Origin of the sequence: Bradyrhizobium sp. STM 3566 (assembly GCF_045571445.1) — a bacterium.
GTDB classification, from domain to species: Bacteria; Pseudomonadota; Alphaproteobacteria; order Rhizobiales; family Xanthobacteraceae; genus Bradyrhizobium; species Bradyrhizobium vignae.
In genome coordinates this window covers 4,871,079-4,897,999 of record NZ_CP120692.1, presented here as the reverse complement: position 1 = coordinate 4,897,999, position 26,921 = coordinate 4,871,079, and the positions used below count along the sequence as shown (strand labels likewise).

The 26,921-nt window shown below is 65.3% G+C and carries 26 protein-coding genes and 1 pseudogene; 17 read left to right on the top strand and 10 right to left on the bottom strand.

The features are described 5' to 3' along the window. Positions 1-91 precede the first annotated feature (91 nt). Together P6U27_RS23695 and P6U27_RS23690 are read right to left on the bottom strand one after the other, a co-directional pair. Complete coding sequence (locus P6U27_RS23695; RefSeq protein ID WP_122404154.1) at positions 92-871, bottom strand: class II aldolase/adducin family protein; 780 nt, start codon at positions 869-871, stop codon at positions 92-94. 188 nt (positions 872-1,059) lie between these two features. After that, entirely contained in the window at positions 1,060-2,709 is a 1,650-nt protein-coding gene (locus tag P6U27_RS23690; RefSeq protein ID WP_122404153.1) for a glycosyltransferase family 39 protein, read from the bottom strand. Positions 2,710-3,011: 302 nt separating this feature from the next. On the opposite strand from P6U27_RS23690, the gene P6U27_RS23685 reads away from it, so the two are divergent. Together P6U27_RS23685 and P6U27_RS23680 are read left to right on the top strand one after the other, a co-directional pair. Next, positions 3,012-3,872: a DUF308 domain-containing protein gene (locus P6U27_RS23685; RefSeq protein WP_122404152.1), complete on the top strand. Its 861-nt coding sequence runs from the start codon at positions 3,012-3,014 to the stop codon at positions 3,870-3,872. Between the two features lie 146 nt (positions 3,873-4,018). Beyond that, the gene (locus P6U27_RS23680) at positions 4,019-4,435 is read left to right on the top strand and encodes a MucR family transcriptional regulator (protein ID WP_122404151.1); all 417 of its coding nucleotides are present in this window, start codon (positions 4,019-4,021) and stop codon (positions 4,433-4,435) included. A gap of 139 nt (positions 4,436-4,574) precedes the next feature. Here P6U27_RS23680 and P6U27_RS23675 read toward each other — a convergent pair whose 3' ends face one another. Both P6U27_RS23675 and P6U27_RS23670 read right to left on the bottom strand, forming a co-directional pair. Beyond that, positions 4,575-5,003, bottom strand: a complete 429-nt coding sequence (locus P6U27_RS23675) for a SufE family protein (RefSeq protein WP_122404150.1) — start codon at positions 5,001-5,003, stop codon at positions 4,575-4,577. A gap of 68 nt (positions 5,004-5,071) precedes the next feature. After that, on the bottom strand, positions 5,072-5,515 hold the full coding sequence (locus tag P6U27_RS23670; protein WP_122404149.1) for a DUF5330 domain-containing protein: 444 nt from the start codon (positions 5,513-5,515) through the stop codon (positions 5,072-5,074). A 411-nt stretch (positions 5,516-5,926) separates the two neighbouring features. Here P6U27_RS23670 and P6U27_RS23665 point away from each other — a divergent pair, with 411 nt between their 5' ends. From P6U27_RS23665 to P6U27_RS23655, 3 genes are read left to right on the top strand one after another with little or no spacing between them, the layout of a single operon-like run. Further along, positions 5,927-7,810: a PAS domain-containing sensor histidine kinase gene (locus P6U27_RS23665; RefSeq protein ID WP_162500361.1), complete on the top strand. Its 1,884-nt coding sequence runs from the start codon at positions 5,927-5,929 to the stop codon at positions 7,808-7,810. Next, a complete protein-coding gene (locus tag P6U27_RS23660; protein ID WP_122404147.1) occupies positions 7,803-8,504 on the top strand; it encodes a peptidoglycan-binding domain-containing protein in 702 nt (233 codons plus the stop codon). Before P6U27_RS23665 ends, P6U27_RS23660 begins: the two co-directional genes overlap by 8 nt. Before the next feature lie 52 nt (positions 8,505-8,556). Further along, positions 8,557-8,901: a DUF1491 family protein gene (locus P6U27_RS23655; RefSeq protein ID WP_122404146.1), complete on the top strand. Its 345-nt coding sequence runs from the start codon at positions 8,557-8,559 to the stop codon at positions 8,899-8,901. A 526-nt stretch (positions 8,902-9,427) separates the two neighbouring features. Here the strand turns inward: P6U27_RS23655 and P6U27_RS23650 are convergent. Both P6U27_RS23650 and P6U27_RS23645 read right to left on the bottom strand, forming a co-directional pair. After that, the gene (locus P6U27_RS23650) at positions 9,428-10,594 is read right to left on the bottom strand and encodes an IS110 family transposase (protein ID WP_122406392.1); all 1,167 of its coding nucleotides are present in this window, start codon (positions 10,592-10,594) and stop codon (positions 9,428-9,430) included. Between the two features lie 162 nt (positions 10,595-10,756). After that, on the bottom strand, positions 10,757-11,734 hold the full coding sequence (locus tag P6U27_RS23645) for a DUF2336 domain-containing protein (RefSeq protein ID WP_122404145.1): 978 nt from the start codon (positions 11,732-11,734) through the stop codon (positions 10,757-10,759). Between the two features lie 253 nt (positions 11,735-11,987). On the opposite strand from P6U27_RS23645, the gene P6U27_RS23640 reads away from it, so the two are divergent. Further along, the gene (locus P6U27_RS23640) at positions 11,988-12,176 is read left to right on the top strand and encodes a hypothetical protein (RefSeq protein ID WP_122404144.1); all 189 of its coding nucleotides are present in this window, start codon (positions 11,988-11,990) and stop codon (positions 12,174-12,176) included. 16 nt (positions 12,177-12,192) lie between these two features. Then, a complete protein-coding gene (locus tag P6U27_RS23635) occupies positions 12,193-12,954 on the top strand; it encodes a hypothetical protein (protein WP_407192711.1) in 762 nt (253 codons plus the stop codon). 48 nt (positions 12,955-13,002) lie between these two features. Here the strand turns inward: P6U27_RS23635 and P6U27_RS23630 are convergent. After that, positions 13,003-13,891: pseudogene (locus P6U27_RS23630) on the bottom strand (LysR substrate-binding domain-containing protein). 134 nt (positions 13,892-14,025) lie between these two features. Between P6U27_RS23630 and P6U27_RS23625 the strand changes: the two are divergent. The 5 genes from P6U27_RS23625 (at position 14,026) to P6U27_RS23605 (ending at position 19,735) form a co-directional block, all read left to right on the top strand. Beyond that, on the top strand, positions 14,026-14,787 hold the full coding sequence (locus tag P6U27_RS23625) for an SDR family NAD(P)-dependent oxidoreductase (RefSeq protein ID WP_122406755.1): 762 nt from the start codon (positions 14,026-14,028) through the stop codon (positions 14,785-14,787). A gap of 17 nt (positions 14,788-14,804) precedes the next feature. Then, positions 14,805-15,650, top strand: coding sequence for a transketolase (locus tag P6U27_RS23620; protein WP_122404142.1), 846 nt, complete (start codon positions 14,805-14,807; stop codon positions 15,648-15,650). Next, positions 15,647-16,657: a transketolase family protein gene (locus tag P6U27_RS23615; RefSeq protein ID WP_407192710.1), complete on the top strand. Its 1,011-nt coding sequence runs from the start codon at positions 15,647-15,649 to the stop codon at positions 16,655-16,657. The genes P6U27_RS23620 and P6U27_RS23615 overlap by 4 nt, the downstream gene beginning before the upstream one ends. Positions 16,658-16,820: 163 nt before the next feature. Then, positions 16,821-17,846 (top strand): TRAP transporter substrate-binding protein, encoded by a 1,026-nt coding sequence (locus P6U27_RS23610; RefSeq protein WP_407192709.1) that lies wholly within the window; start codon positions 16,821-16,823, stop codon positions 17,844-17,846. Continuing rightward, on the top strand, positions 17,843-19,735 hold the full coding sequence (locus P6U27_RS23605; RefSeq protein ID WP_407192708.1) for a TRAP transporter large permease subunit: 1,893 nt from the start codon (positions 17,843-17,845) through the stop codon (positions 19,733-19,735). Before P6U27_RS23610 ends, P6U27_RS23605 begins: the two co-directional genes overlap by 4 nt. A 19-nt stretch (positions 19,736-19,754) precedes the next feature. Here P6U27_RS23605 and P6U27_RS23600 read toward each other — a convergent pair whose 3' ends face one another. The 3 genes from P6U27_RS23600 to P6U27_RS23590 form a co-directional block, all read right to left on the bottom strand. Beyond that, positions 19,755-20,333: an amino acid synthesis family protein gene (locus P6U27_RS23600; protein ID WP_209294335.1), complete on the bottom strand. Its 579-nt coding sequence runs from the start codon at positions 20,331-20,333 to the stop codon at positions 19,755-19,757. Between the two features lie 8 nt (positions 20,334-20,341). Then, positions 20,342-21,205, bottom strand: coding sequence for a fumarylacetoacetate hydrolase family protein (locus P6U27_RS23595; RefSeq protein WP_122404137.1), 864 nt, complete (start codon positions 21,203-21,205; stop codon positions 20,342-20,344). Positions 21,206-21,298: 93 nt separating this feature from the next. Further along, complete coding sequence (locus P6U27_RS23590; RefSeq protein ID WP_063690882.1) at positions 21,299-22,000, bottom strand: FCD domain-containing protein; 702 nt, start codon at positions 21,998-22,000, stop codon at positions 21,299-21,301. A 108-nt stretch (positions 22,001-22,108) separates the two neighbouring features. Here P6U27_RS23590 and P6U27_RS23585 point away from each other — a divergent pair, with 108 nt between their 5' ends. From P6U27_RS23585 to P6U27_RS23565, 5 genes are all read left to right on the top strand, one after another. Continuing rightward, positions 22,109-23,101, top strand: coding sequence for a zinc-dependent alcohol dehydrogenase family protein (locus P6U27_RS23585; RefSeq protein ID WP_209294334.1), 993 nt, complete (start codon positions 22,109-22,111; stop codon positions 23,099-23,101). A gap of 11 nt (positions 23,102-23,112) precedes the next feature. Further along, positions 23,113-24,015, top strand: coding sequence for a VOC family protein (locus tag P6U27_RS23580; protein ID WP_122404135.1), 903 nt, complete (start codon positions 23,113-23,115; stop codon positions 24,013-24,015). Positions 24,016-24,145: 130 nt separating this feature from the next. Then, positions 24,146-25,123, top strand: a complete 978-nt coding sequence (locus tag P6U27_RS23575; protein WP_122404134.1) for a tripartite tricarboxylate transporter substrate binding protein — start codon at positions 24,146-24,148, stop codon at positions 25,121-25,123. A gap of 490 nt (positions 25,124-25,613) precedes the next feature. Continuing rightward, on the top strand, positions 25,614-25,847 hold the full coding sequence (locus P6U27_RS23570; RefSeq protein ID WP_122404133.1) for a hypothetical protein: 234 nt from the start codon (positions 25,614-25,616) through the stop codon (positions 25,845-25,847). 42 nt (positions 25,848-25,889) lie between these two features. Next, a complete protein-coding gene (locus tag P6U27_RS23565) occupies positions 25,890-26,777 on the top strand; it encodes a DUF1259 domain-containing protein (protein ID WP_122404132.1) in 888 nt (295 codons plus the stop codon). Positions 26,778-26,921 lie beyond the last annotated feature (144 nt).

Genomic DNA, 26,921 nt, shown 5'->3' with positions numbered 1-26,921 from the left:
AAATAAAAACGCCGCCCGGAATTGGGCGGCGTTTCATTCCAAAACGTGCAGAGGTCGTTCGAAAACTACCCTACACGAAATCGCGAAAATCTCAAGACCGGTAGCCCGGAAGCTCGCGGTCGAGCTTGCGCAGCAAGGGCGGCCACACCAGGGTGGTGGCGCGCAGCTCGGCGCGGTCGCGATTGGACAAGAGCTCGGTGTTCTTCTCGATCGCGATCTCCTCGACCGGATAGACCGGCGTGCCCAGCGCACGCGTCCGCACCTGCATCGAGCAGGCGCGCTCGAGATGATACATGCGCTCGAAGGCGGAGGCGACCGAGCGGCCGACCGTCAGCGTGCCGTGATTGCGCAGCAGCATGTGGTTGTGGTTGCCGAGATCCTTCTGCAGCCGCGGCCGCTCGTCGTGATCGAGCGCGATGCCTTCATAGTCGTGATAGGCGAGGTCGTGGGTGACGAGCTGCGCGGTCTGGTTCAGCGGCAACAGGCCTTCCGCGCTGCTCGACACCGCAGTGCCGTCGAGCGTGTGGAGATGCAGCACGCAGATCGCGTCCTCGCGCACTTCGTGGATCGCCGAATGGATGGTGAAGCCGGCCGGGTTGATGCTGTATTCGCTCTCGGACAGCTGGTTGCCGTGCAGATCGACCTTGACGAGGCTGGAGGCCGTGATTTCCTCGAACATCAATCCGTAAGGATTGATCAGGAAGTGATGATCGGGACCGGGGACGCGCGCGGAGATGTGGGTGTCGACCAGATCGTCCCAGCCGTACAGCGCGACCAGGCGATAGCAGGCGGCGAGATTGACCCGTTGCTGCCACTCCGCCTCCGTCATGTTCGACGGCACTTCCCTCAGGCGCGCTTCCGCTGGCGACATGGCAATTTTCTCCGAACATCGTTGTTGCAGGAAGCGACCGTAGTCTTGGGCGGGGCTGGGGGCAAGGCGCGAAGAGCGTGGCTGTCGCGCGTAGCCCGCATGGAGCTTTCACCGTAGCTCGAAGAGCGAAGGCGGAAGCGCCCGGATTTCGCTTGCACTCCGTCCGGGCTACGTACAGGAGAAAATTATTACGGCGCCGGGATCGACAGCAGGCTGGAAATGCTGCGGCCGCGGATGTCGTAGACGCGGGCGAATACCACGTCGTCGCGCTTGATCTCGACCATGACGGGCGCGGTGAGACCCTTGCAGTAGAATTCGCCGAGCGTCATGGCGAAATCGGCTGCGTTGGAATCCCAGCCGATGGTGAAGTCGGGCCCAAGCGCGACCTGGGCCGGGCGCTGCGGACCACACACCGCGACCTTCCATTTGCGGTTTGCAGGCGGCACTTCCTGGCGCTCGACCAGCTGCTCGCGCAGTTCGTCGGAGGCCTGCTTCAGGGCGAGACCCCAATAGTCCAGCATGAAGCGGTCGTCGGCGCCGCGCACGGTTCCCGCGATGTGATTGAAGTGCGTGTACTGATAGGGGTGCAGGCGGATCATCTCGGCGAGCGACAGCGCAAGGCCAAAGCAGAAGGTGCCGAGCAGGACCGGCTGCCAGATGCGGTGATTGGCGCGCAGGCGCTCCATGGCCCAGGCGAAGGCGACACCGCCTAGCACCGCCATCGGCGGGATCACGAAGACGAAATGGCGGATGCCGTTGTACAGGGCCGGGCGCTTCACCATCGCGATCGCGAGCGGCAGGGTCGCAGCCAGCGTCAGCATCAGGAGAATGGTCTTGCGGCGCGCCGGAACGTCGTTCCGCGGCAGCAGCGCAAAGGTGCCGACCACGGCGCCGCCCATCAGCACCAGCATCACTTCGGGCAGCTGCAGCGCGAACAGCGTCGGCAGATAGGACCAGGGCATGTCGGGCACCGACACGATCGCGCCGTCGAACATCTCCTTCCACGGCTTCTCGAAGAAATGCGAGAAGTAGGTCAGCGCCTCGAAGGGATTGCCGGGTTCCATGATCGACCACGGCCAGATCAGGCCCATCACGAGGTAGCCGAGCGTGAGGCCGGGCAGCAGCACATAGACGACATGGGCGAAGCGGCGGACCGACTCGCGCAAACCTTCGGTGCGCAATTCCTCCAGGAACAGCGGCATGAAGCCGAGCACGGCGTAGACCAGTGCGAGCCCGCCGAGAACACGGCAGCCCAGCGAAAGGCCGGCACCCAGGCCGACGATCAGGACCGTGCGCGGCGACGGCTGCGGATATTCCTCTGCGAGCCGGACGAGGCCGAGCATCAGGATGATCATGGCCACCGCGAAGGGTGCATCCTTCGGGTTCATGAACATGTGGCCGTAGAAGATCGGGCAGAGCGCGAGCAGGAGCAGTGCCGCGAGGCCTGCGAGTGGTCCGCCGATGCGGCGGCCGAGCCGCCAGGTCACGGCAAGCCCGATCACGCCGACGATGGCGCCGACCAGACGGCGGGTCTCGAACAGCTCGAGCGGAATGACCTTGTGGAGCAGGGCCGCGATCATGTCGAAGCCGCCGCCATACATGTAGAGGTTGGCGAAGGAGAGCGCCGCCGTGTCCCTGAACCCGGAACCGAACATGCGCAGCAGCAGGTCGGCGTATTCCGCGTGTGTGTAGTCGTCCCAACCCAGCCCGTAGTCCCGGAAGGTCAAGCCCGCAATGACGGCGACCGCGGCCAGCACCAGCATGGCGAGATCGTCGCAGGTTCGTTCGACCGAGCGCCGCTGAGGCGCGTCGATCGCCGAAGTCGTGATGGATGTCATGGCTATCGGTGCCCCGGAATCCCCTTTTGGCCCTGCTGGTGCGCGCGGGCCTGCTCCCCGGACTCCGTATAGCGCAGTTCCATTACCAAGTAATTGGGCATTATGGCTAAATTCCTGATGCGACGCAGCAATTCCGGTTACTTGAGAGCAGCCCAGCAGTAGCGAGCCGGAGCTGAAGGGAACGTGAATAAGTCCCTGATTTCCTTCCCTTTAGGAACACTGCCTAGAATTGGCCGTTGGCGAGGAACATCGTATGGCGGTATCGTGGCCCAGCGGCGGCTGCGCGGCCGGGGGTGAGTTCGATGAATTTGGCATTGTTGATCGTGGGGATTTGCGCCGTCCTGGCGGGTCTCCTTGCGATCATTTTCGGCCTGACGATCAGGGAATTCAGCCTCGGTGGGACTCTCATAATCTCCGGCACCATTGGCGTCTGCTCCGGAATGTTACTGGTCGGCCTGCATCTGGTGCTGCTTGAGCTCAAGAGCGTCGCTCGCCGGCTGGCGGGCGTGGTCGCCCCGTCCGAGGTTCGGGTGAGGCCCGTGCTGCCGGGCCTCGCCGTGCCTGGCGCGGTTGCGCCCGAACCGGTGCCCACCGCGGCGGCGAGAATCGAGCCGGCGCCACCGCCGTCCGCAGGTCCGCCGCCCTGGCAGAGCGAAGCTGCTGCGCGCGAGCGTCCGCGCGTCGAGGGAGCGCAGGAGCCGGAAGCTCCTACGCCGCCCGCCGCTCCAGAGGCGCCCCGCCGCCGCAACCTGCTGTTCGCCTCGACCTCCCGCAAGGAGCGCGAGCGCGCGGAGGCGAAGACCACTGAAGGTGCGCCGCCGCAGCCGCCTGCGGAGCCCCGTGAGGCCCCGGACCTTCCGCCTGCGAGCTTTGACGTTGCCTGGCCGAAGCCGGACCGGATGCGCTCGCCGGAGCCACCGGCCGCCCCGCGCCGTCCGCCGCCGCGCTCCCCGCCGACCTTTGCGGAGGCCGTCCCACCGCCTGCACCCGAGCCGCCACCACCTGCCGAGCCGACACCCGTGACCGTACTCAAATCCGGCGTCGTCGACGGCATGGCCTATTCGCTCTATTCCGACGGCTCGATCGAGGCACAGATGCCGGAAGGCATGATGCGCTTTGCCTCGATCGACGAGCTCCGCGCGCATCTTGACCAGCGCGGTTGAGGTCACGCTTGCAAGTAAAGCGGCGCCGTTCATCAGTAATCAACGCACCGTCGTCAGTTGTCCTATTTCAGCCGAATGTATTCTTGACACGGAATACTGTGATGTCGTCAATCCCGTGAGACTTAAGCGGGAGAAGGAATGGGCGCATGTCGGACGCGGGGGCGAAGAATTTCATCGAGCTGACCGCGAGCATCGTGTCGGCCTATCTCAGCAACAATCCGACGCCGGCGGCTGAGATTCCGAACCTGATCAGCCAGGTGCATGGGGCCCTGGTGCGGGTCTCCTCAGGCCGCACCGAGACCCTACCGCTCGAGCCTGCCAAGCCGGCCGTCTCGCTGAAGAAGTCGATCGCGCCCGACTATCTGGTCTGTCTGGAAGACGGCAAGCGCTTCAAGTCGCTGAAGCGCCATCTGCGCACGCAGTACAACATGACGCCGGAGCAATACCGCGAGAAGTGGGGCTTGCCGGCCGACTATCCCATGGTCGCGCCGAACTATGCGGTGGCGCGCTCGCAGCTGGCCAAGCAGATGGGCTTGGGGCAGCAGCAGCGGAAGCGGAAGTAAAGCTGCTGCAGCTTGCAACGCACTCCGCCCTCATCCGGAAGGAGACCGCGAAGCAAGCGTCTCGAAGGATGGCTGCGGGCGAAGGGCGGGGCTTCATGGTTCGAGACGGCGCTGACGCGCCTCCTCACCACGAGGATTGTCAATAAGCTTCCGCGAGCGCTTCTTTCGCGTCGGTCTTGATGCGCTCGACCATCGAGCGCAGGCCGTTGGAGCGCTGCGGCGTCAGATGATCGCGAAAACCGAACTCATTGAACACGGCGATGGCGTCCGTATCGAGGATCTCCTGCGGCGTGCGGCCCGAATACAGCGCAAGGACGATCGCGACCAGCCCGCGAACAATATGGGCGTCGCTGTCGCCGCGATATTTCAGGATCGGCGCGCCATTGCTGCGATCTATCAGCTTCTGCAGCCAGACCTGGCTGACGCAGCCCTGCACCTTGTTCGCGGCGGAGTGTTCCGCCTCGGGCATCGGTTCCAGGGTACGGCCGAGCTCGATGACATACCGGTAGCGGTCGTCCCACTCGTCCAGAAGCTCGAAATTATCCCTGATTTCGTCGATCGTCGTCATCTTGGCCCACAGTTCCCGTTAAGGCCAATATAGGGACGCGAGGACGTGAAATCGATAGGGTTTGGGCGTTAATTCGCTGGACCTGGCCCGCGCCATTCCAGCGCGAGGTCGTCCTGGGTCAGGGTATCGCGCGGCGCCTCGTTTGCGGCAGCGTCACCCTCGCCGGCCATCGCGATCGAGCCGGTGTGGTCGGGGGCCTTCTTGTTGTCGTTCTTGTTGCCGTCGTTCTTGTCGTTGGTGATCTGCTCTTTCTTGTCGTTGATGATCTGGTAGAGCTTCTTCGCGCCGTCCTGGGCTCGCTGGCCGATGATGGTCGCGGCCTGGCCACCGACCTCGCAGGCCGCCGGCTGGCGCTTGCAGAACTGGGTCATGTCGGAGACGGCCGCAGTCGCAGCCTGCACCGCGTCGGCGGCGCCGATCTGCGGCAGCTTCTCCGATTCGGGCGTCTTGTCCCGCGGCAGGAGCACCAGCACCAGCCCGAGCCAGAATGTGATGCGAAGCAGAAAGCGCATCTTATCGACCTGTCCGTTAGAATCCGCCCGCGGCGATCTCCGCGGATGCCGGACCTAGCAACCCTCGATAAATCGCAAGTGATTGCCTTGAGCTTAATTCGCGGAAAATTGACGCAAAATTCTTTGGAAGCGGCGGTCTCGTAAATTTTCGATTGATGCCCGCGCCCGTGATTTTGCTGGCCGCAACGCGTCCACCAATTCGAAACCATGCGGACGACGATGAAACCCTGTGTTCACCATCCGTAGCGAAGACGTCGCCAAATCGTCTAAAAAGCTCCGCGATAACGCGGTGTCCGGCCGCATGCGGCGCCGCCTTAGCACTCGTTTAAGGTCGCTCTGACACGGTGGCTCAACGACAAGGAGGCGTTCCGGCGCGTCTTCCAAAGACGATTGAGCCGAAGCGCGAGACCCGTGACAGTTTTGAGTATCATCCGCGATTGTCTCGATGCACTGCTGCATCCCTCCGCGCGCTACGATGCGCTGATGCGAGCGCGCCATCGCGCCTTCATGGCACCGCGGCTGCTGGGCAGTCTGGCAGCTTTTGCCGCATTCCCTGTCTATCTCGCCATGCGTGGCGCGCCGAGCGCGATCGAGGTTGCGGCCTTTGCCTGGCTGATCGCGCCAATCATGTTGTCCTGGTTCCTGTCGCGCACCGGCCGTTACGAGGGCGCGCACGTGCTATCGTCGCTGGCGCTCGCCGGAATGATCATGGCGGTCGCGGTCACGACGGGCGGCATCGAATCATTCGCCGCGGTCTGGCTGGTCGTGGTTCCCCTCGAAGCTGCGCTGTCGGCCTCGCGCCGCGTCGCGGCGTTCGCCTCGCTGCTCGCGTTGTCCTGCGCCGGGATTCTGATCCTGATCAGCCAGCTCGGTTGGTTGCCGGTGCAGGAGCCGAGCGCGGCCGAGCGCGGCGTGCTGATGGCCTTCGGCGTCACGTCCGCGACCCTCTATGCCGCAGGCCTCGCCTTCGGCGCGGAATCGCTCGCGCGCACCAGCGTCGCGCTCTTGTCGCGCGAAGAGGAGCGTTACCGCCTGCTGGCGCGCAACATGAGCGACGTGATCTCGCGGCATCAGCGCAATGGCGCGGTGCAGTTCATCTCGCCGGCCGTGGAGACCATGCTCGGCATGCAAGTGGCGCAATTGCTCGGCCACGGCCTGTTCGACCGCGTCCACGTCGCAGATCGGCCGGCCTATCTCACGGCACTGTCCGACGCGGCGCGCGGCGACATGCGCAGCGTCGAGTTCCGGCTGCGGCGCGAGCCTGTCGGTTCCGAGCGCGGTCAGGTCGATTTCATCTGGGTCGAGATGCGCTGCCGCCCGCTCGATCAGGATCTGGGCCGCCGGGATACTGATCGTGGGTCCACGCGCGAAGCCGAAGTCGTCGCCGTGATGCGCGACGTCACCGACCGCAAGCTTTCCGAGCAGGCGCTGGATCAGGCGCGCAGCGCCGCCGAAGCGGCCGATGCCGCCAAGACGCGTTTCCTCGCCACCATGAGCCACGAGCTGCGCACGCCGCTCAATGCCATCATCGGCTTCTCCGAGATGATCGCGCAGGAGCAGATCCTGATGCTGGGTGCGGCCCAGCGCAAGGAATACGCCCAGCTCATCAACGATTCCGGCCAGCATCTGCTCTCGGTCGTCAACGGCATCCTGGACATGTCGAAGATGGAATCGGGCAATTTCGAGATTTCGTCGGAGCCGTTCGCGCCGCGCGCCTCGCTGCTCCATTGCTGCAATCTGCTGGCGCTGAAGGCGCGGGAGAACGGCATCGACCTGATCACCGACGCGCCGCAGGACCTGCCCGTCATGACCGGCGATCCCAGGGCCTTCAAGCAGATCGTGCTCAACCTCGTCGCCAACGCCATCAAGTTCACCGAGCGCGGCGGTCAGGTCTGCGTATCAGCCGGCGTGTCTGGTTCGCAGCTGACGCTGCGCATCAGCGACACCGGCGTCGGCATCGCACCTGACGACCTCAAGCGCATCGGCGCGCCGTTCTTCCAGGCCGGCAAGACCTATCAGCGCCGTCACGAAGGCACCGGCCTCGGACTTTCGATCGTCAAGAGCCTCGTGGCGTTGCATCTCGGCGAATTGACGGTACAAAGCAGGTTGGGCGAGGGCACCGCCGTCACCGTCAAGCTTCCGCTCGTCTACACGCCGCCGCAAGACAGGCTGGTCGATGACAAGGCGAACGCGAGCAAGATCGCGATGCTGACGCCGGCGTTGCGCCAGGACCTTCAAGACCAAACTCTCGACCAGTCTCAGGACCAACCCGCTCTGGTGAAGAAAAGTGCCTAAGAAGTCTGCGAAGGACGAAGCCGCTCCGCGCCGCCGCGGCGCCAAGACCGCGGTCGTTGACGTCGACACCGAGCGCAATCTCGTGATGCGCGTGCTGCTGCACAGCCCCAAGGATACGCTGGCCGGCCTCGTCGCCGTCGCCGCGATCACTGCGATCGTTGCCAATGCGCTGTTCCTCCAGACCGGCCGGCACCCCGCGCCGATGTTCGGCACGGTGATCAATCTTCCCGCGCCGTCCTCGGTGCCGCTGTCCAATCCCATGCCGCGTCCGCGCCCCGTCGGCGCCGATACCTCGCCGCTCGAGCCGAGGGCGACGGAGTTTCGCGTCGAGCCGAAGCCTGTCGAGCGTGCCGCCGAGAAGGCGCCCGAAAAACCCGTCGAGGCGACGGCCTCGACGCGTTCGAACGATCCGATGACCAATCTCGTCAAGGCCACGACCGCGACGCCGCCCGCGGCCTTGCGTCCGCCCGCGCCGATTCCGGCGCAAAGCCCCGCCGCGCGACGTATCGCCGGCGTGCAGCGCGCGCTGTCCGAATATGGCTACGGCAATTTGAAGATCACCGGCGCCATGAGCGGCGAGACCCAGTCCGCGATCCAGAAGTTCGAGCGCGAGCACAAGATGCAGGTCACCGGGCAGGTGTCCGATCGGCTGCTGCGCGAGCTCGCCGCTGCGATCGGCCATCCCGTCGAATAGCCGCACGAGCTGAGGCTGGCGTGAGACCTCGCGCTGGCCTATCGTCGGATTCATGCGTTTGAAATCCAACATTTGGGTGGCGGCTTACCTGCGCCGCTGCCAGACCGAGGGCGTGTTCGGTGCCGTGCGGCGTCGTGGTGCCGAGGAGGCGGGCGCGGTGTTCGTGAAGGTGTCGCTGCTCGACGGCAATGCGATGCTGTATGCGCCGGCGCCGCAGACCGTCTATGACGAGGGTCGGCCCATCGATCGCCTCTTCGTGCCGGTCGCGCCGCAGCCTCTGCCGGAGCACACGATCGAGGAGCGGCTGACCAAGGAGATCCGCTTCGATCCCGACGCGTGGATCGTCGAGACCGAGGATCGCGCGGGCCGGCATTTTCTGGAATTGGCGAAGACGTAGCTGTCGCCACAACGTCATTGCGAGCGCAGCGAAGCAATCCAGAATCTTTCCGAGGAGGGACTCTGGATTGCTCACATGGGGATTTGGTGTGTCAAGGCGGTTTGTTCAGCTCTTTGTTCGATTGCAGGCCAGCTCTTCGTCCCGACCGTGGAGCACGTAGGATGGCGCGCGCAGATCGAGTCAAGGTCGGCCCGTAGGGCCGTCGCGAAGCGACTTGGCCTTGACTCGAGCGAGCACGCCATCAGGCTTTGGCAGTCGGGGCAGCGGGCGGATAACTCCTTTTCGTCAGGCGATCCAAGGGTCGAGCCGGTTTTTGCAATCTGGTTTGCTTGCCAGATCAAACTCACATTCGGTCGCCGCGCGGCGGCGGCTGCACCAACATTCCGCTTGCGGCGGGCAGGCTCGAGAGGACGAGACCATTCTTCGTTACGGCGTTTGAAGCCATGCAATCCATCGGTTCGTCCACCCGGATCGGCCGAGGCTGATCAATCTCGGCGGATTGGCTTTGAGGCTGAGGAGCGTGGTGTCAGGCGGCGGCCTTTATCTCGGCTCCCTCGATCACCACGCCCGCGGTCACGTACTTCCAGAGGGCCACGAGCAGCTTGCGCGCGAGCGCCACGATCGCGCGCTTGCGGCCGCGTTGGCTGTGCACCTTGAACCACTGGGTCAAAGCCGATTGAGGCTGGTGGCGTACCCAGAGCCAGGCGAGCTGGATCATCGTGGTTCTCAGGCGCGGATTGCCAGCCTTCGACACGCCTTGCTCGCGCTCGATGCCGCCACTGCGCCATGGCGTGGCTGCAAGGCCGGCATAGGATGCAATCTGGCGGCGGTTGGCGAACTGCCGGTAAAAGGCCTCCGACCAGAGAACGGCCGTGAAGTTCGGGCCCAGGCTCTTCAGTTCGAGCAGCATTGCCACCGGGTTCGATACGGTCTTCTCCCCCGCCGCCTTGCTCGCGGCCAGCAACGCATCCTGCTCGCGCTCCACCGCCGTGATCTGGTCGAGCAGCAGTTCGAGCCGGTCGAGTTCGCGGCTGATCTGCGCCTTCAGATGCGCCAGCAAGGCGCGCCCGTCGCCCGTCCGCAAGGCCTCCAGCCGCTTCCGCCGGTCTCGCCGCAGCGGCGCGTAGTCGAAGATCCCTTGCGCGAACAGAAGACCCTTGATCCGGTTCACATGCTCGATCCGCTCCGCGATCAAGGTCTCTCGCTCGCGGCACAGCCTACGGCGGTCCTCCTCTGCCGGAGAGGGCGCAACGACCATGGCGCAGACCCGTACCTCGCCGCGCTTGTAGGCCAGCAGCGTCCGCAACAGCGTCTCGCCATCCAGCCGGTCCGTCTTGGCCCGCCGGCGCCGGCGCGGCGTCGCAATCGAGGCCGGATCGACTACGTGGCTCTCGATGCCTTCCTGCTGCAGGGCGCGGTGAAGCCAGAACCCGTCCAGCCCCGCCTCCTGGATCGCGATGAGCGGATAGCTCTCACCCGTTCGCGCCTGCGCCTTGCGCTTCAGCTCCGCAAACAGCTTCAACAGTTCCGAAAGCTCGCCGGCCTTCATGCTGCGTTTGGACATCTTCTCGCCCTTGCAGGGCGACAGCGAAGTGACCAGCCATGTCGAACGGCTCAGTTCCAATGACACAAAAATTGCGCCAAACTGCGTGCGGATAGCGGCCAGTCCGTCGGAAGGATGATCGAGCAACATCGTCGTCTCCAGGTTGAATGGATTCAGCAACCCTCAGTCTGGCCTCAGACCTGGTCGCTATCCACTCCCCATGGAATCTTCGCTGCGCTCGCAATGACGAGATTGGAAGTCGTTTCGTGCCTAACGCTCAGCGTCGCCACCTGCTGAGGCGGCGCGAGCAAATCAGCGATCCGACGATCCGCCGGTCCCGGTGCGCACCGTCGGACTGGAGCCCGGCTGTACGCCAGGCCGCGTCTGGTTCGCGCCCGCGCGCGCCCGCTGGCGTTCGCCGTCATGCAGTGACGGTTGATACTTCGCCCGCGTCACCGCGAGCGTCGAGCCGCGCCAGGCCGCCACCATCACCAGCGCCGAGCGGTCGCCGAGGCGGTCGTAGAGCCGCGACAGCCGGTACACGGCGTTCACGGACGTGCCGATCTCGGGCTTGAAGAACAGCAGGATGCGCTGGAAGACCGGGCTCGGCATGTCGAGCGCGCGCGCGGCAACCGCGAGCGCCTCGCCGCCGGCATCGTCGACGATCTGGGCTGCGACGCGCGAGGGCAGGATCAGGCTGTCGCCGAGCTCGAAGGTGAAGTTCTCGGCGTCACCCGCGATCGCCGCCATCTCCAGGATCTGGATCGCGCGCTTGGCGCGCGCGGTCGGAATGCGGGGAGCGGCCTTCAGCGGGGTCTGCGCCAGATTATGCAGGATCAGCGCGCGCTCGGAGGCGCCGGCGCGGAAGAACATGTCGTGGATCTCGGCGGCCTCCTTCGGCTGCATCGCCATGTTCGAGGCCATGCGCTGCTCGGCCTCGCTCGGCGCGCGCGCCGCAGCGGGTGCGTGGGGCGGAGCGGGAATCTCCCGCGCCAATGGAATCCTGCGGCCTTCCTGGGTCGCGACCAGCCCGAGCTTCTGCAGGATCGGGACGGGCGTCTGCGGATAGACCGCGAGCCGCGCCTTGACGGCCGCGCGCGTCGCATCGTCGACCTGGTCGATCAGCCGCGTGGCAAGCTCGACGAACTGCCGCTGCTCGTCATCGCTGTGGGTGCTGGTCTGGACATAAAGGTCGGTCAGCACGCGCAGCAGCGTCGGACGGACATCGACACCTTCGCGACGGGACAGGGTCATCAGCCCGTCGAATCCGGGAAACAGCGACTTGGTCATGGAGGCGTACGCAACTCGGGAAAGATACTTGGGGCGAGCCTAGCGCAAGTTCTTTTAAAGCCTCGTTAAGGAAAACGAGGCGTGAAGCCGGCCCTGCAATTTGAGGCGTTGTCGTGCCGCAACGGGACGGCGCGGCCCGTCCGTGCGGTTACGGTCCACGGGACGCGTTTACACCCCGTTAACCATGAGCTGATCTTAATGCATGCATGTTGCAGGGGCGCGTTCGGTCGCGCGGCAATTGAAGAGAGCTGGCATGGGGACCATCATCGAATTTCCGGCCGGTCGCCGGGTGGGCTCGTCGGGGGATGTCGCTCCGCGCGTGGACATGGGAACGGTCCTGATCCTTCCCGTGATCCGCATCGAGCGTGAGGCGGACGAAACCAGCGGCGATCGCGGGCCGGAGCAGGGCGCAGCGCCGGGGCGCCGTCGCCGCCGTCGCTGACATCCGGTTTCATGCGATGCCGGACTCCATCCGCCAGATCCGGCCTGTGCTGTCGGCCGTCCTGCTCGCGCTGCTCGCCGCGACTCTCGGCGCGTGCAGCGGCGGTGATTTCGGCCGCACCCGCGCCGACATGCGCAGCGACGACATGCACCGCTGGCTGGGCGCGGAGGTCACCTCCAGCGTCGGCGTGACGCCCTCGCAATTCCAGCTCACCGACGAAGAGCGCCAGCTGCGCGACCTCGCTTATCCCATGATCGAGCCGCCCTTGTCTCGGCCCGCCTGGAAGAGCGTGTTCGGCGACTACAAGCCGCTGCCCTCGCCCTGGCGGCAGAAGATCGTGTTCGACCGTACCATGTACGGCCGCACGCTGATCGACGAGCCGCACCGCTCGCATTCCTCGCGCTATGCGCAGCTGATCGAGGACGTCCGCAACGACATCACCCGCTTCGAGCCGTTCTTTGCCAGCGCGATCCGCGTCATCGATCTCGACAGGAAACGCAATGCCAGCATGGCGCGCGTCTCTGCGCTATCGCCGAGGGAGAGGGACGACGCGGTCGCGCGCATGCAGGAGAACTCACTGATCATCCAGTGGGTGCAGCAATGCCTGGAGCAGCGCATCTCATCCTACCGCTGGGCGCTGGAACACCTGGTGATCCAGGCCCCCGACGGCATGGCCGCCGATGCCGACCGACTGATCGGCGAACTCGCCGCCCAAACCGCCAATCCGCCGGTCCAGGCACAGCCGCCTTACGGACGCGCGGTCGTCTCGAAGGGCTGACCGGTCCTGCCTGCGCGTCTGCCACCGATGCACAGTATCAAGCGCCGGTCAAAGGGAGCCGCCGGCTCCAATCTCACGCGTGATCCACGCGGCGAAAACGCGGACGGGCCGCCGCTGCCGGCTTGCACGCGGAAAGACGAGATGATGGCCAACATAGCGGATATCGACCGAGCGTCCGGCGAAGGGGGGCGACCAATCGCCTGGTCGCGATTTCCTGTTCGGCCAGCCGGGTTGATTCCAGCGTCACGCCGAGGCCGCTCGACGCCATTGCGATCGCCAGGAAGCTGCGATCGAAGCGCATGCCGTGAATCGCCGGCGCTTCGAGCCCGTTGGCGGTGAACCATTGATGCCACTGCACCTGCTTCACTTCCGAGCGGATCAGGACCTGATCGAACAGGTCCTTCGGCTTGCGGATTTTCTTCGCCAGTGCGGGCGTACAGAGCGGCGTCACGGTCTCTTCGCCGAGCGGAATGACTTCGACCCCCTCGGCTCTCGGCTGTCCATACACGATGTCGATGTCGAAATCGTCGTTGCTGAACCGGGCATATTCGGTGTTGGCGGCGAGGCGTACCTCGAGCTTGGGTTCGGCGGCCATGAAGCGGGCGAGGCGCGGAGCGAGCCACTGGGCGGCAAAGCTCGGTGCGCAGTGCACCCTCAGCAATTGCGGGCCGCGGCCGGCGACCTCCTCGATGCCGCGGCGCAAATTATCGAAAGCGGCGCCGGCATGGCGCATCAGGTTCTCGCCCGCTGGCGTCAGGCGGACCGCGCGGGCACTGCGTTCGAACAATATCGTGCCCATCGCGCTTTCGAGCTTGCGAATAGCGTGGCTCACCGCGCTCGGCGTCAGATGAAGCTCGTTCGCCGCATCGCGGAACGAGCCGGTGCGCGCAGCCGCCTCGAAAGCGCGGACAGCGGATATCGGGATGCTGGATAGCAGCATCCGACGAGTGAACCAAATTCACCCATGCAAGACAACAGCGCGTTTGTCGGAAAGCGGGCAGGGGCATTATCAACCGGTCAAGAACAATGGCGCCCCTCGGGAGCCTCGGCACAGCCTTCAGGGAGGATCAGATGCTGCTTCGCGGCAAGACTGCAATCATCACCGGCGCGGCTTCGCCGCGGGGCATCGGCCTTGCCACGGCCCGGCGCTTTGCCGCCGAAGGCGCCCGGGTCGCCATTCTCGACATCGATGGTCCGGCGGCGGAAGACGCAGCGCGCAACCTCGAACCGGTCAATGGCCAGCCGCATCTCGGCCTCGCCTGCAACGTCACTGACAAGGACGCCTGTATCAAGGCCGTCGAGGCGGTCATCGGAAAGTTCGGCCGGATCGACATTCTCGTCAACAACGCCGGCGTGACCCAGCCGGTGAAGCTTCTCGACATCACGCCGGAAGATTGGGACCGCATCCAGGACGTCAACCTCAAGGGCATCCTGTTCCTGTCGCAGGCCGTGATCCCGCACATGCAGAAGCGCAGAAGCGGATCGATCGCCTGCATGTCCTCCGTCTCCGCCCAGCGCGGCGGCGGCATCTTCGGCGGGCCGCATTATTCGGCGGCCAAGGCCGGCGTGCTCGGGCTCGCCAAGGCGATGGCGCGCGAGTTCGGGCCCGACGGCATCCGCGTCAATTGCGTGACGCCCGGCCTGATCGGCACCGACATCACCGCAGGCAAGCTCACGGACGAGATGCGGGCGAAGATCCTCGAGGGCATACCGCTCGGACGGCTGGGCGAGGCCGCCGACGTAGCCGGCATCTACACTTTCCTCGCCTCCGATCTGTCGGCCTACGTCACCGGCGCGGTCATCGACGTCAACGGCGGCATGCTGATCCACTGAGCGAGGAGGGGAGACACATGGCAACACCGACACTCGCAAATGCGCTGACGCTGGCACAGCGCGCCCGCAACATCCGCCGCAATGCCCTGCTCATGGGCGAGGTTCAGGGCCAGGGCTATATTGCGCAGGCGCTCGACATCGCCGACGTGCTGGCGGTCGCCTATTTTCACGCGATGCGCTTTCGGCCCGAAGATCCCGCCTGGGAGGGGCGCGACCGCTTCCTGCTCTCGAACGGACATTATGCGATCGCACTTTATGCGGCGCTGATCGAGGCCGGGATCATCCCCGAGGCGGAGCTGGAAACCTACGGCTTCGACGAGAGCCGCCTGCCGATGTCGGGCATGGCCTCTTACACGCCGGGCATGGAGATGTCCGGCGGCTCGCTCGGCCTTGGGCTCGGCATCGCCGTCGGAATGGCGCTCGGGTTGAAGCGCAAGAAATCCGCGGCGCGCATCTACACGCTGTTCTCGGACGGCGAGCTCGACGAGGGCTCCAAATGGGAGGCCATCATGTCGGCGGCCCATCACAAGCTCGACAATCTGATCGCAATCGTCGACGTCAATAATCAGCAGGCTGATGGTCCCTCCAAGCAGATGCTCGGCTTCGAACCGCTGGTCGACAAGCTCGAAGCGTTCGGCTGGTTCGTGCAGCGCGTCGATGGCAATGATCTCGCCGCCGTGGTGGGTGCTTTCGATGCCGCGATGGCACATGCCGAGCCGAAGCCCCGCATGATCGTCGCCGACACCTTGATGGGCAAGGGCGTTCCCTTCCTGGAGCAGCGTGAGAAGAATCATTTCATCCGCGTCGAGCCGCATGAATGGCAGCTCGCGCTGTCTGAACTGAACGCGGGAGAGCAGCCATGAAATCCGCCGGATCGAGCTCTTCGGCCAAGCCGCGCCTGACCACCTCTGCGATGATCGCTTCGATCGCGGCGGAAGGGCAGCGCACCAAGCCCACTCCCTTCGGCCACGCGCTCGTCGAACTCGCCCGCAGCCGCGAGGACGTGGTCGGCATGACCGCCGATCTCGGCAAATACACCGACCTGCAGATCTTCGCGCAGGCCTTTCCCGATCGTTACTACCAGATGGGCATGGCCGAGCAGCTCCTGTTCGGCGCAGCCTCCGGACTCGCGGCCGAAGGCTTCATGCCATTCGCGACAACCTATGCGGTGTTCGCCTCGCGCCGGGCCTACGATTTCATCCACCAGACTATCGCGGAAGAAGACCGCAACGTGAAGATCGCCTGCGCGCTGCCCGGCCTGACCTCGGGCTACGGACCGAGCCATCAGGCGGCCGAGGACCTCGCGTTGTTCCGTGCGATGCCCAACATGACGGTGATTGATCCCTGCGATGCGCACGAGATCGAGCAGATCGTGCCGGCGGTCGCTGCTCATCGTGGACCGGTCTATATGCGGCTGCTGCGCGGACAGGTGCCGCTGGTGCTCGACGAGTACAACTATCGCTTCGAGCTCGGCAAGGCCGCGCTGCTGCGCGATGGCGGCGACGTCCTCATCATCTCCTCGGGCATCATGACCATGCGCGCGCTGGAGGCGGCGCAGGCCTTGTCGGATGACCGCGTCAACGCGGCTGTCCTGCACGTGCCGACGATCAAGCCGCTCGACACCGAGGCGATCCTGCACGAGGCCGGCAGGCCCGGCCGCCTCGTCGTCGTCGCCGAGAACCACACCGTGATCGGCGGTCTCGGCGAGGCCGTGGCCTCGCTCCTGATGCGTTCGGGCGTTCATCCGGCATTCCGCCAGATCGGACTTCCGGACGAGTTTCTCGCCGCCGGCGCGCTGCCGACGCTGCATGATCGCTACGGCATCTCGACCGCCGAAGTGACGCGGCAGATCAAGGAGTGGCTGCGCTAGCCCGCAGCCACCGTTCAGCATCGACCAGGCCAACATGCTTCGCAGCGCTGCTGCGGAGAGGGAGAGCTGCTGTCCAATGCCGGTGCACCGAGGGCCGGCCGGCAGCCACGGCAGTGGCGAAAGCCATCGCTGCAGAACAATCCAAGCTCAACAGGAGGAATAGATGATTCCGCGGAAACCAATCACCCTCACCCGTCGCAAGCTGCTCCTCGCCGGCGCGGCCGTGCCGTTGTGCGCCATTCTCACGCGTCCCGCTTCGGCCGCCGAATTCACCTACAAGCTCGCGACCGGTCAGGATCCGACGCATCCCGTCAATATCCGCGCCAAGGAAGCTGCCGACCGCATTCGCGAGGCAACGAGCGGCCGGCTCGAGATCAATCTGTTCCCGGCCAACCAGCTCGGCTCCGATACCGACCTGCTCACCCAGGTCCGCAACGGTGGCGTCGAGTTCTTCAACCTGTCGTCGCTGATCCTGGCGACGCTGGTCCCGGCCGCGGGCATCGTCAATCTCGGTTTTCTCTTCACCAGCTATGATGCGGTTTGGAAGGCGATGGATGGCGAGCTCGGCGCCTACATCCGCGCGCAGATCGCGAGGACGCCGATCATGGCGGTATCGAGCCCCTGGGATAACGGCTTCCGCCACGTCACCTCGTCCGGCCGCGAGATCAGGACGCCCGAGGACCTCAAGAACTTCAAGCTGCGCGTGCCGGCCGCCCCCAATCTGACATCGCTGTTCCAGGCGCTCGGGGCCGGTCCCGCGCCGATCAACTTCAACGAGGTCTACTCCGCGCTCCAGACCAAAGTGGTCGACGGTCAGGAAAACCCCCTGCCGATCATCGCGACCGCCCGGCTCTACGAGGTGCAGAAAACCTGCTCCCTGACCGGGCATGTCTGGGACAATTACTGGATCCTCGGCAACAAGCGTGCCTTCGAGAAGCTGCCCAAGGACGTGCAGGCGATCGTGACGCGCGAGTTCGACCGTTCGGCCAAAGACGAGCGCGCCCATATCGCGAAGCTGAGCGAATCGCTGCGCGCGGACCTCACCGCCAAGGGCATGCAGTTCATCGAAGTCGACCGTGGTGCGTTCCGGCGGGCACTCGCCAAGACGAGCTTCTACTCCGATTGGAAGGGCAAGTTCGGCGAGGAGGCTTGGGCGCAACTCGAGAAGGCGGCGGGCAAGCTGTCATGACGGCGCGCAACCATACGCCGAGCATCGACGAAGGCGCCGCTGTCGCGGCACCTCAATCCGGTGTGCGCCTATGGGCCGTCAGGGCCAACAGGGCGCTTGGTCATGTGGTTGCGATCCCGGCTGCACTGCTGGTGCTGGCCGAGATCGTCGTGCTGTCGGCCGGCATCGTCGGACGATATGTGTTTCACGCCCCGATCATCTGGGCGGACGAGCTCGCCGGCATCTTGTTCCTGTGGCTCGCCATGCTGGGATCGGTGATCGCGTTCCAGCGCGGTGAGCACATGCGGATGACGGCCATCATCGGCATGCTCAGTCCCGACGCACGCGCATTCCTGGACGTCGTTGCCGCCGCGGCATCACTGGCGTTCCTGCTGCTGGTGATCCACCCGGCTTACGAATTCGCGGCCGACGAGGTGTTCGTCACCACGCCGGCGCTCGAGATCGTCAACAGCTGGCGGGCGGCGGCGTTACCCGTCGGAATCGGATTGATGCTGATCGCGGCTGTCCTGCGGCTCGTCCGCATCTCGGGCTTGCGCAGCCTGCTCGCAGCCGTCGCGCTCGTCGCCGGCATCATCGCCGCGCTCGTTCTCATCGCGCCGGTGCTCAAGCCGCTCGGCAACCTGAACCTGCTGATCTTCTTCGTGGTCATCGTCGGCGCCATGGTGCTGGCGGCGGTGCCGATCGCGTTCGCCTTTGGACTTGCGACCGTCGGCTATCTCGCGCTGACGACGAACACGCCCGATGTCGTCATCATCGGACGCATGGACGAAGGCATGAGCCATCTGATCCTGCTTGCGGTGCCGCTCTTCGTGTTCCTCGGCCTGCTGATCGAAATGACCGGCATGGCGCGCGCCATGGTCGGCTTCCTCGCCAGCCTGCTCGGGCACGTGCGCGGCGGTCTGCATTACGTGCTGATCGGAGCGATGTATCTGGTTTCGGGCATCTCGGGCTCGAAGGCGGCGGACATGGCCGCCGTGGCGCCCGTGTTGTTTCCCGAGATGACCAAGCGCGGCGCCAAGCCCGGCGATCTCGTCGCGCTGCTCGCGGCAACCGGCGCCCAGACCGAGACCATTCCGCCGTCGCTGGTGCTGATCACCATCGGCTCGGTCACTGGGGTGTCGATCGCCGCCCTGTTCACCGGCGGCCTGCTGCCCGGCATCGTGCTCGCCATCGGCCTCTGCACCGTGGTGTGGTGGCGATACCGGGGCGAGGACCTGTCGCATGTGAAGCGGGCGACGTGGAGGGAGATCGGCCGCGCCTTCGTCATCGCCATTCCGGCGATGGCACTGCCCTTCGTCATCCGCGCCGCGGTGGTCGAGGGCGTCGCGACCGCGACCGAGGTGTCGACGATCGGAATCGTCTACGCGGTTCTCACCGGACTGCTGATCTATCGTCAGTTCTCCTGGCGCCGGCTCTATCCGATGCTGGTGGAGACCGCGTCGCTATCCGGCGCGATCCTGCTGATCATCGGCGCCGCGACCGGGATGGCGTGGGCCCTGACGCAATCGGGATTTTCGGCCTCGCTCGCAAAGTTCATGACGGCGCTGCCGGGCGGAACACCTGTCTTCCTCGGTGTGACCATCCTCGCCTTCGTCATTCTCGGCAGCGTGCTCGAGGGCATCCCGGCCATCGTGCTGTTCGGGCCGCTGCTGTTTCCGATCGCCCGCCAGGTCGGCGTGCATGAGGTGCACTACGCCATGGTCGTCGTGCTCGCCATGGGCATCGGCCTGTTCGCACCGCCGTTCGGCGTCGGCTATTACGCGGCCTGCGCCATCAGCCGCATCAGTCCCGACGAGGGCATCAAGCCGATCGTCGGCTATATCGTCGCCTCGCTGATCGGCACGCTGATCGTCGCGGCGATCCCGTGGATCTCGACCGGTTTCCTGTGAGGCGGAGACGGGCGGCGCGTCAGCGCTGCCCGTCGTGCACGGAAATCTCCGACGCCTTGATGCCGCCGATGCGGGCGTGGGGGCGGCCGCCGGTCGCCATCACGAGGCCGAAAGCGATCTCGTCACGCCGTGGTGCATCCCACAGCGTCATCTCGGCGGTGCCGAAATGGCTGCGGACATAGGCGGCATGGATGTGACCGAGCGGCACCATCAGGCGCGTGCCTGCGCCGCCGATGGTCTTCGCCGCCGGCACGATCGCCTTGGGCTGTCCCAGCACTTCGCGCATGCCGTGGCCGCCGGCCTCGTGCCAGACGGCGCCGTGCTCGAGCTCGCCGTCCTCGCCGACGATGATGCCCTTGCCATAGGCTTCGATGCGCTGGGCGCCGCCGAGCTGCGCGATCAGCCCGGATGCGAGCTCGCGTCCGAGCTCACGCAAGGACGCCTGGAACGGCATCAGATCAGGCTCATAGTGACCAGCGAAGGGATTGCGAACGACTGCTATGGCCGTCCCGACCAGCAGCGGCTTCTCCAGCCGCGGGCCGCGCTCGTGCCAGACGGTCTCGACGCTGAGCGCGGTCTTGCGAGTGTCGTGGGACATGCCGCGTCTTATGCCTCGTCCACGACGGGATTGCGGAGCACGCCGATGTTCTCGATCTCGACCTCGACCACGTCGCCGGGCTTGAGGAAGATCGGCGGTTTGCGGGTGAAGCCGACGCCGGCGGGCGTGCCGGTGGCGATGACGTCGCCGGGCACGAGGTCGAAGATGGTCGAGCAATATTCGATCAGCCGCGGGATCGAGAAGATCAGCATCGAGGTGTCGGAGGACTGCACGGTCGCGCCGTTGACGCGGGTCTCCAGCTTCAGCTTGGTGGGATCGCCGATCTCGTCAGGTGTGACCAGCCAGGGCCCGAACGGGCCGGTGCCGACGAAGTTCTTGCCCGAGGCGATCTGCTGCGCGTGGCGCTGCCAGTCGCGCACGCTGACGTCGTTGTAGATCGAGTAGCCCGCGACGTGATTCCAGGCGTCGGCCTGGCTGATGTGGCGGCCACCCTTGCCGATGACGACGGCGAGCTCGCCCTCCCAGTCGAAATTGTCGGAGACCTTGGGCCGGATCACCGGCGCGTTGTGCGCGACCTGCGAGCGCCAGACCCGCAGGAAGATCGGCGGAAACTCGGTGATCTCGCGCTTCATGCCGAACGCCACCGCCTCGTTGTGGTGGTCGAGATAGTTGCGCACCGCGCAGACGATCTTCTCCGGCCGCGGGATCACCGGCAGGTATTTGATATCGCCGAGCGCGAAGGTCGGCTTGTGCCCGGCGACGATGGCCTCACGGCGCGCGTAGTCGTCGCTGCCAAGGAAGTCGGCGAGCGTGGGGTACTGGGGCAGGGCGCGGCTGAGATCCACCACGCCATTTTCGACAACGGCGCCCCAGCTTTCCCGATTTCCGTCCAAGAACGACAGCAGCTTCATGGTTCCGTCCCAAGGTTTTGATTTTCGATGAGACGCATTATTTTCGAAAATTATCCGCGACGCAAGCCCGCAGCGCGAAAATGCTACCCGCCCCTATTCGGCGTCGAGCAGATGGCCGGCGTACGTCGCGACGTTGTCGGAGGTCGAGCGGATATGCGCCTCGATCAATTGCACGGCGAGATCGGCATTGCGCGAGATCGCGGCCTGCATGATGGCCTGGTGCTCGCCGGCCTTGTCGCGGGGGCGAGGCCGGAAATTGGCCGAGAGGTGCCGGTAGCGCTCGGCGCGATCGAACAGCTCGGCGCGAATGGCGAGCAGCGTCGCCGAGCCGCAGGCGGAGACCAGCGCCTGATGGAACTGGCGATGGGCGATCTTCCATTCGGGATCGCGCAAGGGATGTTCGGGATCGCGCTGCTCGATCCGCTTCAGGCGATGCAGCGTCGAGATGACAGCGATTTCCCAGTCATCGTCGCCGCGCTCGATCGAGCGGCGGATCAATTCCACCTCGATCAGGACGCGGGCATCGGTGACCTCCACCAGATCCTGGCGGCTGACCGGCGCGACGCGGAAACCGCGCTGCTCCTGGGCGTCAACCAGGCCTTCGGCGGCCAGCGCCGTCAGCGCCTCACGCAGCGTCGTAAAGCTCGCGCCAAAGCGTTCGCGCAGCACGTCGAAGCGCAGCGGCTCGCCCGGCGCGAGGCCGCAGGCGATGATCTCCTCGCGCAGCCGATGGGTGATGTCGGCGGCGATGGTCTTGCCGAATTCCTTGCGGGGGCGAATGGCGCTGTCGGGCATGGGCCTGCCAATGAATCGATGGCTCAAGATGCCGCGGCAACGACCATCTTGCAATAATTTTCGTAAACGGTATGATTTTCGAAAATATGATCTGGGGAGCATAAACAAATGAGGGCAGTGCTGGTGCGTCAGCCGGGCGGGCCGGATGCACTTGAGGTGGTCGAGCTTCCAGTGCCCGTGCCGGGCGCAGGCCAGGTGCAGATCCGGGCCGAGGCGTTCGGGGTCGGGCAGCCCGACGCGCTGATCCGGCGCGGCGTCTACAAATGGATGCCGCCATTGCCGGCCAATCCCGGCAACGACGTCGCCGGCCGCATTTCTGCCCTCGGGCCCGATGTCGAGGGCTTTGCAATCGGCCAGAAGGTACTGCTGAGCGCCCGCGATCTGTCTCAGCGCGGCGGCTGCTACGCCGATTATGTGGTCGCACCCGCAGATGCCATCCACCCGCTGCCCGACCATGTCGATCTGCAAGCCGCCGTGTGCCTGTCGAACTACCAGGTCGCCTACGCGCTGCTGCACGAGTGCCGCCATCCGCGCGCTCCCAAAAGCGTGCTGGTGATCGGGGCTGCCGGCGGCGTCGGCACCGCGCTGGTGCAACTGGCAAAGCTCGCGGAGATGACCGTGATCGGTACGGTCTCGACCGAGGAGAAGGCCGCGTTCGCGAAGGCGAACGGCGCCGATCACATCGTCTTCTACCGCAGCGAGGATGTGGTGGCGCGGACGCGCGAATTGACGAAAGGCGAGGGCGTCGGCCTCGTGCTCGATCATGTCTGTGGGCCGGAGTTCACCGCCTATCTCGGCGCGCTCGGCAAATGGGGCACGCTGCTGTCGTACAATGCCTTCGCCGGATTGCCGGAAGAGAATCTGATGGGGGCGATGCGCAACCATCTCGACATCTGTCCGGCCGTGCGCTGCTTCTCCTTCCACATCTACGACCATGATCGCGACGGCCGCCGCGCCCTGATGCGCAGCGTGATCGAGGCGCTGAGCCGCAATGCGATCAAGCCGGCGATCTCGGCGGTGCTGAAGCTCGACGAGGTCAGGAAGGCGCATGCGCTGCTGGAGCAGGGCTCCGCGCTCGGCAAGATCATCATGACGCCATGAGGGGGTGGACGATGACACAAGCGCCCATTGCACGCTTTACCCGGTTGCGGCACGCGACCTTCACCTCGCCCGATCCGGAGCGGCTGCTCGACTATTACCGCGTCGTGATCGGTCTCGGCCTCGTCGCCCGTGATGGTGGCCGCCTATTCCTCGCCAACGAGTCCGAGCAGCTCTCGCTGGTGATCGAGCGAGGGGACGCCGCGCTGCAGAGCATCGCCTTCGAGATATCCCCCGATGTCCAGATCGAGGCGCTGGGCGCAGCGCTGAAGCAGGCCGGCTTGCGGCCCGAGCTTCACAGCGATCCCCTGCCTGGCGTGTCCCGGCTGCTGTCCTTCAGCGACCCCGAGGGAACGCGCTTCGAATTGATCCAGGGCTGGACGCCGACGCCCGCGCAGGAGCGGATCGGCGGGCTCGCCGTCGCCAAGCTCGGCCATGTCGCGCTGCGCACGCCCGATCCGCAAGCCGCTTCGGAGTTTTATGCGAACGTGATGGGCCTGCGGGTCTCAGACTGGATCGAGGACCGCTTCGTCTTCATGCGCAGCGGCTTCGAGCACCACACGCTCAACTTCGCTCGCGCGCCCGTGCGCAACCTGCATCATTTCGCCTTCGAGCTGCGGGGCCCGGACCACATGCATCGCGCCTGCGATCATCTCGCGCGGCACAAGCTGCCCGTGCTCTGGGGCCCGGTTCGTCACGGCCCCGGCCACAACACCGCGATCTACCACCGCAATCCCGACGGCCATCTGGTCGAACTGTTCTGCGATCTCGACCGCATGACCGACGAGGCGCTCGGCTATTTCGAGCCGCGCCCGTGGCACCGCGATCGTCCGCAGCGGCCAAAAGTCTGGGTCGGCCTGCCGCGCGACGTCTGGGGCATGGCGCCTTCGCCGGAATGTACGGAGTTCGCGCGCTAGACATGATCCGGAAAAGTGTGAAGCGGTTTTCCGAATAGATCATGCTCACACTTTAACGAATTTGAGTTCGAACGAGAGATCGCCGCACGCGCTGCGGCCAAAGACATAACAATCAAGGGGAGAAGCATCCATGCGTGGGATGAAGCGACTTGCTGCGGCCATTTTTCTGCTGAGTGGTTGCCTTGCAACCACTCTTGCGGCGGCGGATAACTATCCATCGCGCCCGATCCGCCTGGTGCACGGATTTGCCGCGGGCGGTGCGGCCGATGCGCTGTCGCGCATCATCGCCGACGGGCTCTCGAAGAAGCTCGGGCAGCCGATCATCGTCGAGGCGAAGCCCGGCGCGGGCGGCAACATCGCGGCGGATGCGATCGCAAAGGCCGCGCCCGACGGTTACACGATCGGTCTCGTCACCGGGGCGCATGCGATTTCCGCGGCGACCTACAAGAGCCTCGCCTACCAGCCCGCCGAGAGTTTCGAGATGATCTCGACGCTGGTCTATTACGCGCTGGTCATCGCCGTGCGCAACGACTACCCCGCAAAATCGCTCGGCGATCTCATCACCATCGCGAAGGAGAAGCCGGGTGCACTCAGCTTCGGATCGGTCGGCTTCGGCAGCACGCATCATCTCGCCGGGGAGCTGCTGAACGCGGCGGCCGGCGTCGAGATCGTGCACGTGCCGTATCGCGGCGATTCGCAATCCATCACCGCGCTGCTCGGCGGCGAAGTGCCCATCATCGTCGGCACGCCCGTCCTGCTGGCGCCGCAGATCCAGAGTGGTGCGATCCGCGGCCTCGCGGTGACCTCGCCGACGCGCACCGCCCTGCTGCCCGATGTCCCCACGGTTCAGGAAGCCGGCATCAAGGGCTACGACGTGCGCACATGGGCAGGGCTCCTGGCTCCGAAGGGCACGCCGCCTGCGATCATGGCGACGCTCAATGCCGCGACGCTCGAGGTGCTCAGGGACCCCGAGATCAAGCAGCGTCTCGAGACGGCTGTCGGCGGCGAGGTCCGTGGCAGCTCGCCGGCGGAGATGAAGGCGCTGATCGAGACCGAGATCGTCAAATGGACCGGCGTGGTGGAGCGGGCGAAGCTCCCGAAGATCTGATCTGCGAAAGCATGCCCGCCGCTCCGCTATGCGCCCGAACGCACGCTGTCGTCCGGAGCATGCGTCGCCTCACCGTCCGCGCGATTGCGCCGGTGCCTCCTCGGCAATCGCAAAGCACGAGCTCGCGTTGATCTCGCACAGCACGTAGCTGTCGGCGCCGGCCGCATCGACATGGTCTTCCGGTTTCAAGACTGGTGTGGTTCCAAACGAAGCATGAAATTCTTTGTGAGGATTCCCGGGGGAGGGGTGAGTTGACAGCTCGGCCAGCCGGTCTTCTACTCGGCCTGTCGGGGATGTGCGATCTCCCCGTGAGGCGACATGCCCAAGAATCGCGTCCTGATCTTCACCAGGGACGCCGCATGTCATCCGACACCCCGATATCATCCAACACATCATTTCGGCTCGTCAGTCCGGCGCGGCGCGCCGGACTTCTCGATGCGTAACCTTGCGAAACGGACTTCACCTGGGGCGGGGACACAGGAGAACGACCATGCGCACACGGACAATCCTCCACGCTTTCCTCATTCTGGCGCTGACGGGCGGCGCTTCGGCCGCACGCGCGCTGACCCAGGACGAACTCATCGCCAGGATCAAGGCGGCTGGCTACACCGAGGTCAGCGACATCAAGTCGACCGCCGAGGGAACGACCGCCAAGGCGATCAAGAACGGCAAGCAGGTGCGGCTCGTCGTCGACAGTAGCGGCCAGATCAAGGAGCGGAACTGAGACGGCTCCGGAAACCGAATTCAAGCTCAAGGGAAGAGATCAATGCGCAAGACAATCTCGGCGCTGATGGCCATCGGCGCCTGCTTCATCGCGACCGCTCATGCACAGGATGTCGACTGGCAGAAAGTCGATGACGCGCTCGGCCGTAAGCCGGCCGTCACCGGCGATGTGCATCGCTACGGTTTTCCCCGCACCGACCTCACGGTGACGCTCGATGGCGTGACCATCAAGCCGGCGCTGGCGCTCGGCGGCTGGGTCGCGTTCAAGCCGGCCCATGGAGGCGTCATGGCGATGGGCGATCTGGTGCTGCTCGAATCCGAGATCAGCCCGGTCATGACGAAGATGATCGCGAACGGGCTGGAGATCACGGCCGTGCACAACCATCTGCTCGGCGCGAGCCCTGCGACGTTCTACATGCACGTGGCCGGACACGGCGATTCCGTCAGGATCGCGACGGCTCTCAAGGAGGCGCTCGCCGAAAGCAAGACGCCGCTCTCCGTGCCGGCTCCCGCGGCCCCGCCGTCTGCCGTCGATCTCGACACCGCGCAGCTCGACCAGATCATCGGCGTCAAGGGACAGGCCAATGGCGGCGTCTACCAGTTCAACGTGCCCCGCCGTGATCCCGTCACCGAGCAGGGAATGCAGCTGAGCCCGGTCGGGCCGCTGGGGGTTGCGACCGCCATCAACTTCCAGCCGACCGGCGCGGGCAAGGCGGCCATCACCGGCGACTTCGTGCTGACCGGCGACGAGGTCAACCCGGTGATCAAGGCGCTGCGATCGCATGGCATCGCCGTGACGGCGTTGCACAGCCACATGCTGGACGAGCAGCCGCGCCTGTTCTTCATGCATTTCTGGGCCAACGACGATGCGATCAAGCTCGCGAGCGGCGTGCGTGCGGCGCTGGACAAGACGGCCAGCACCAAGAGTTGAGCTCAGGGGAGGGAGCTACGAGGGAGGGGAGCTGCAGACGATGATGCTCGTCGAGCGAGGCGCGTGCTTTACGGAGTCGAAGTCATTCAGAGCATCAATTCAGTGCATGGGCGTGGAGCAAGGCGCCTTATTCGAGCGTTGTCC

Excerpts from the sequence above, each read along its gene's own strand:
- P6U27_RS23695 (WP_122404154.1), bottom strand. The coding sequence starts at position 871 with ATGTCGCCAGCGGAAGCGCGCCTGAGGGAAGTGCCGTCGAACATGACG.
- P6U27_RS23690 (WP_122404153.1), bottom strand. The coding sequence starts at position 2,709 with ATGACATCCATCACGACTTCGGCGATCGACGCGCCTCAGCGGCGCTCG.
- P6U27_RS23685 (WP_122404152.1), top strand. The coding sequence starts at position 3,012 with ATGAATTTGGCATTGTTGATCGTGGGGATTTGCGCCGTCCTGGCGGGT.
- P6U27_RS23680 (WP_122404151.1), top strand. The coding sequence starts at position 4,019 with ATGTCGGACGCGGGGGCGAAGAATTTCATCGAGCTGACCGCGAGCATC.
- P6U27_RS23675 (WP_122404150.1), bottom strand. The coding sequence starts at position 5,003 with ATGACGACGATCGACGAAATCAGGGATAATTTCGAGCTTCTGGACGAG.
- P6U27_RS23670 (WP_122404149.1), bottom strand. The coding sequence starts at position 5,515 with ATGCGCTTTCTGCTTCGCATCACATTCTGGCTCGGGCTGGTGCTGGTG.
- P6U27_RS23655 (WP_122404146.1), top strand. The coding sequence starts at position 8,557 with ATGCGTTTGAAATCCAACATTTGGGTGGCGGCTTACCTGCGCCGCTGC.
- P6U27_RS23650 (WP_122406392.1), bottom strand. The coding sequence starts at position 10,594 with ATGTTGCTCGATCATCCTTCCGACGGACTGGCCGCTATCCGCACGCAG.
- P6U27_RS23645 (WP_122404145.1), bottom strand. The coding sequence starts at position 11,734 with ATGACCAAGTCGCTGTTTCCCGGATTCGACGGGCTGATGACCCTGTCC.
- P6U27_RS23640 (WP_122404144.1), top strand. The coding sequence starts at position 11,988 with ATGGGGACCATCATCGAATTTCCGGCCGGTCGCCGGGTGGGCTCGTCG.
- P6U27_RS23635 (WP_407192711.1), top strand. The coding sequence starts at position 12,193 with ATGCCGGACTCCATCCGCCAGATCCGGCCTGTGCTGTCGGCCGTCCTG.
- P6U27_RS23625 (WP_122406755.1), top strand. The coding sequence starts at position 14,026 with ATGCTGCTTCGCGGCAAGACTGCAATCATCACCGGCGCGGCTTCGCCG.
- P6U27_RS23620 (WP_122404142.1), top strand. The coding sequence starts at position 14,805 with ATGGCAACACCGACACTCGCAAATGCGCTGACGCTGGCACAGCGCGCC.
- P6U27_RS23615 (WP_407192710.1), top strand. The coding sequence starts at position 15,647 with ATGAAATCCGCCGGATCGAGCTCTTCGGCCAAGCCGCGCCTGACCACC.
- P6U27_RS23610 (WP_407192709.1), top strand. The coding sequence starts at position 16,821 with ATGATTCCGCGGAAACCAATCACCCTCACCCGTCGCAAGCTGCTCCTC.
- P6U27_RS23605 (WP_407192708.1), top strand. The coding sequence starts at position 17,843 with ATGACGGCGCGCAACCATACGCCGAGCATCGACGAAGGCGCCGCTGTC.
- P6U27_RS23600 (WP_209294335.1), bottom strand. The coding sequence starts at position 20,333 with ATGTCCCACGACACTCGCAAGACCGCGCTCAGCGTCGAGACCGTCTGG.
- P6U27_RS23595 (WP_122404137.1), bottom strand. The coding sequence starts at position 21,205 with ATGAAGCTGCTGTCGTTCTTGGACGGAAATCGGGAAAGCTGGGGCGCC.
- P6U27_RS23590 (WP_063690882.1), bottom strand. The coding sequence starts at position 22,000 with ATGCCCGACAGCGCCATTCGCCCCCGCAAGGAATTCGGCAAGACCATC.
- P6U27_RS23585 (WP_209294334.1), top strand. The coding sequence starts at position 22,109 with ATGAGGGCAGTGCTGGTGCGTCAGCCGGGCGGGCCGGATGCACTTGAG.
- P6U27_RS23580 (WP_122404135.1), top strand. The coding sequence starts at position 23,113 with ATGACACAAGCGCCCATTGCACGCTTTACCCGGTTGCGGCACGCGACC.
- P6U27_RS23575 (WP_122404134.1), top strand. The coding sequence starts at position 24,146 with ATGCGTGGGATGAAGCGACTTGCTGCGGCCATTTTTCTGCTGAGTGGT.
- P6U27_RS23570 (WP_122404133.1), top strand. The coding sequence starts at position 25,614 with ATGCGCACACGGACAATCCTCCACGCTTTCCTCATTCTGGCGCTGACG.
- P6U27_RS23565 (WP_122404132.1), top strand. The coding sequence starts at position 25,890 with ATGCGCAAGACAATCTCGGCGCTGATGGCCATCGGCGCCTGCTTCATC.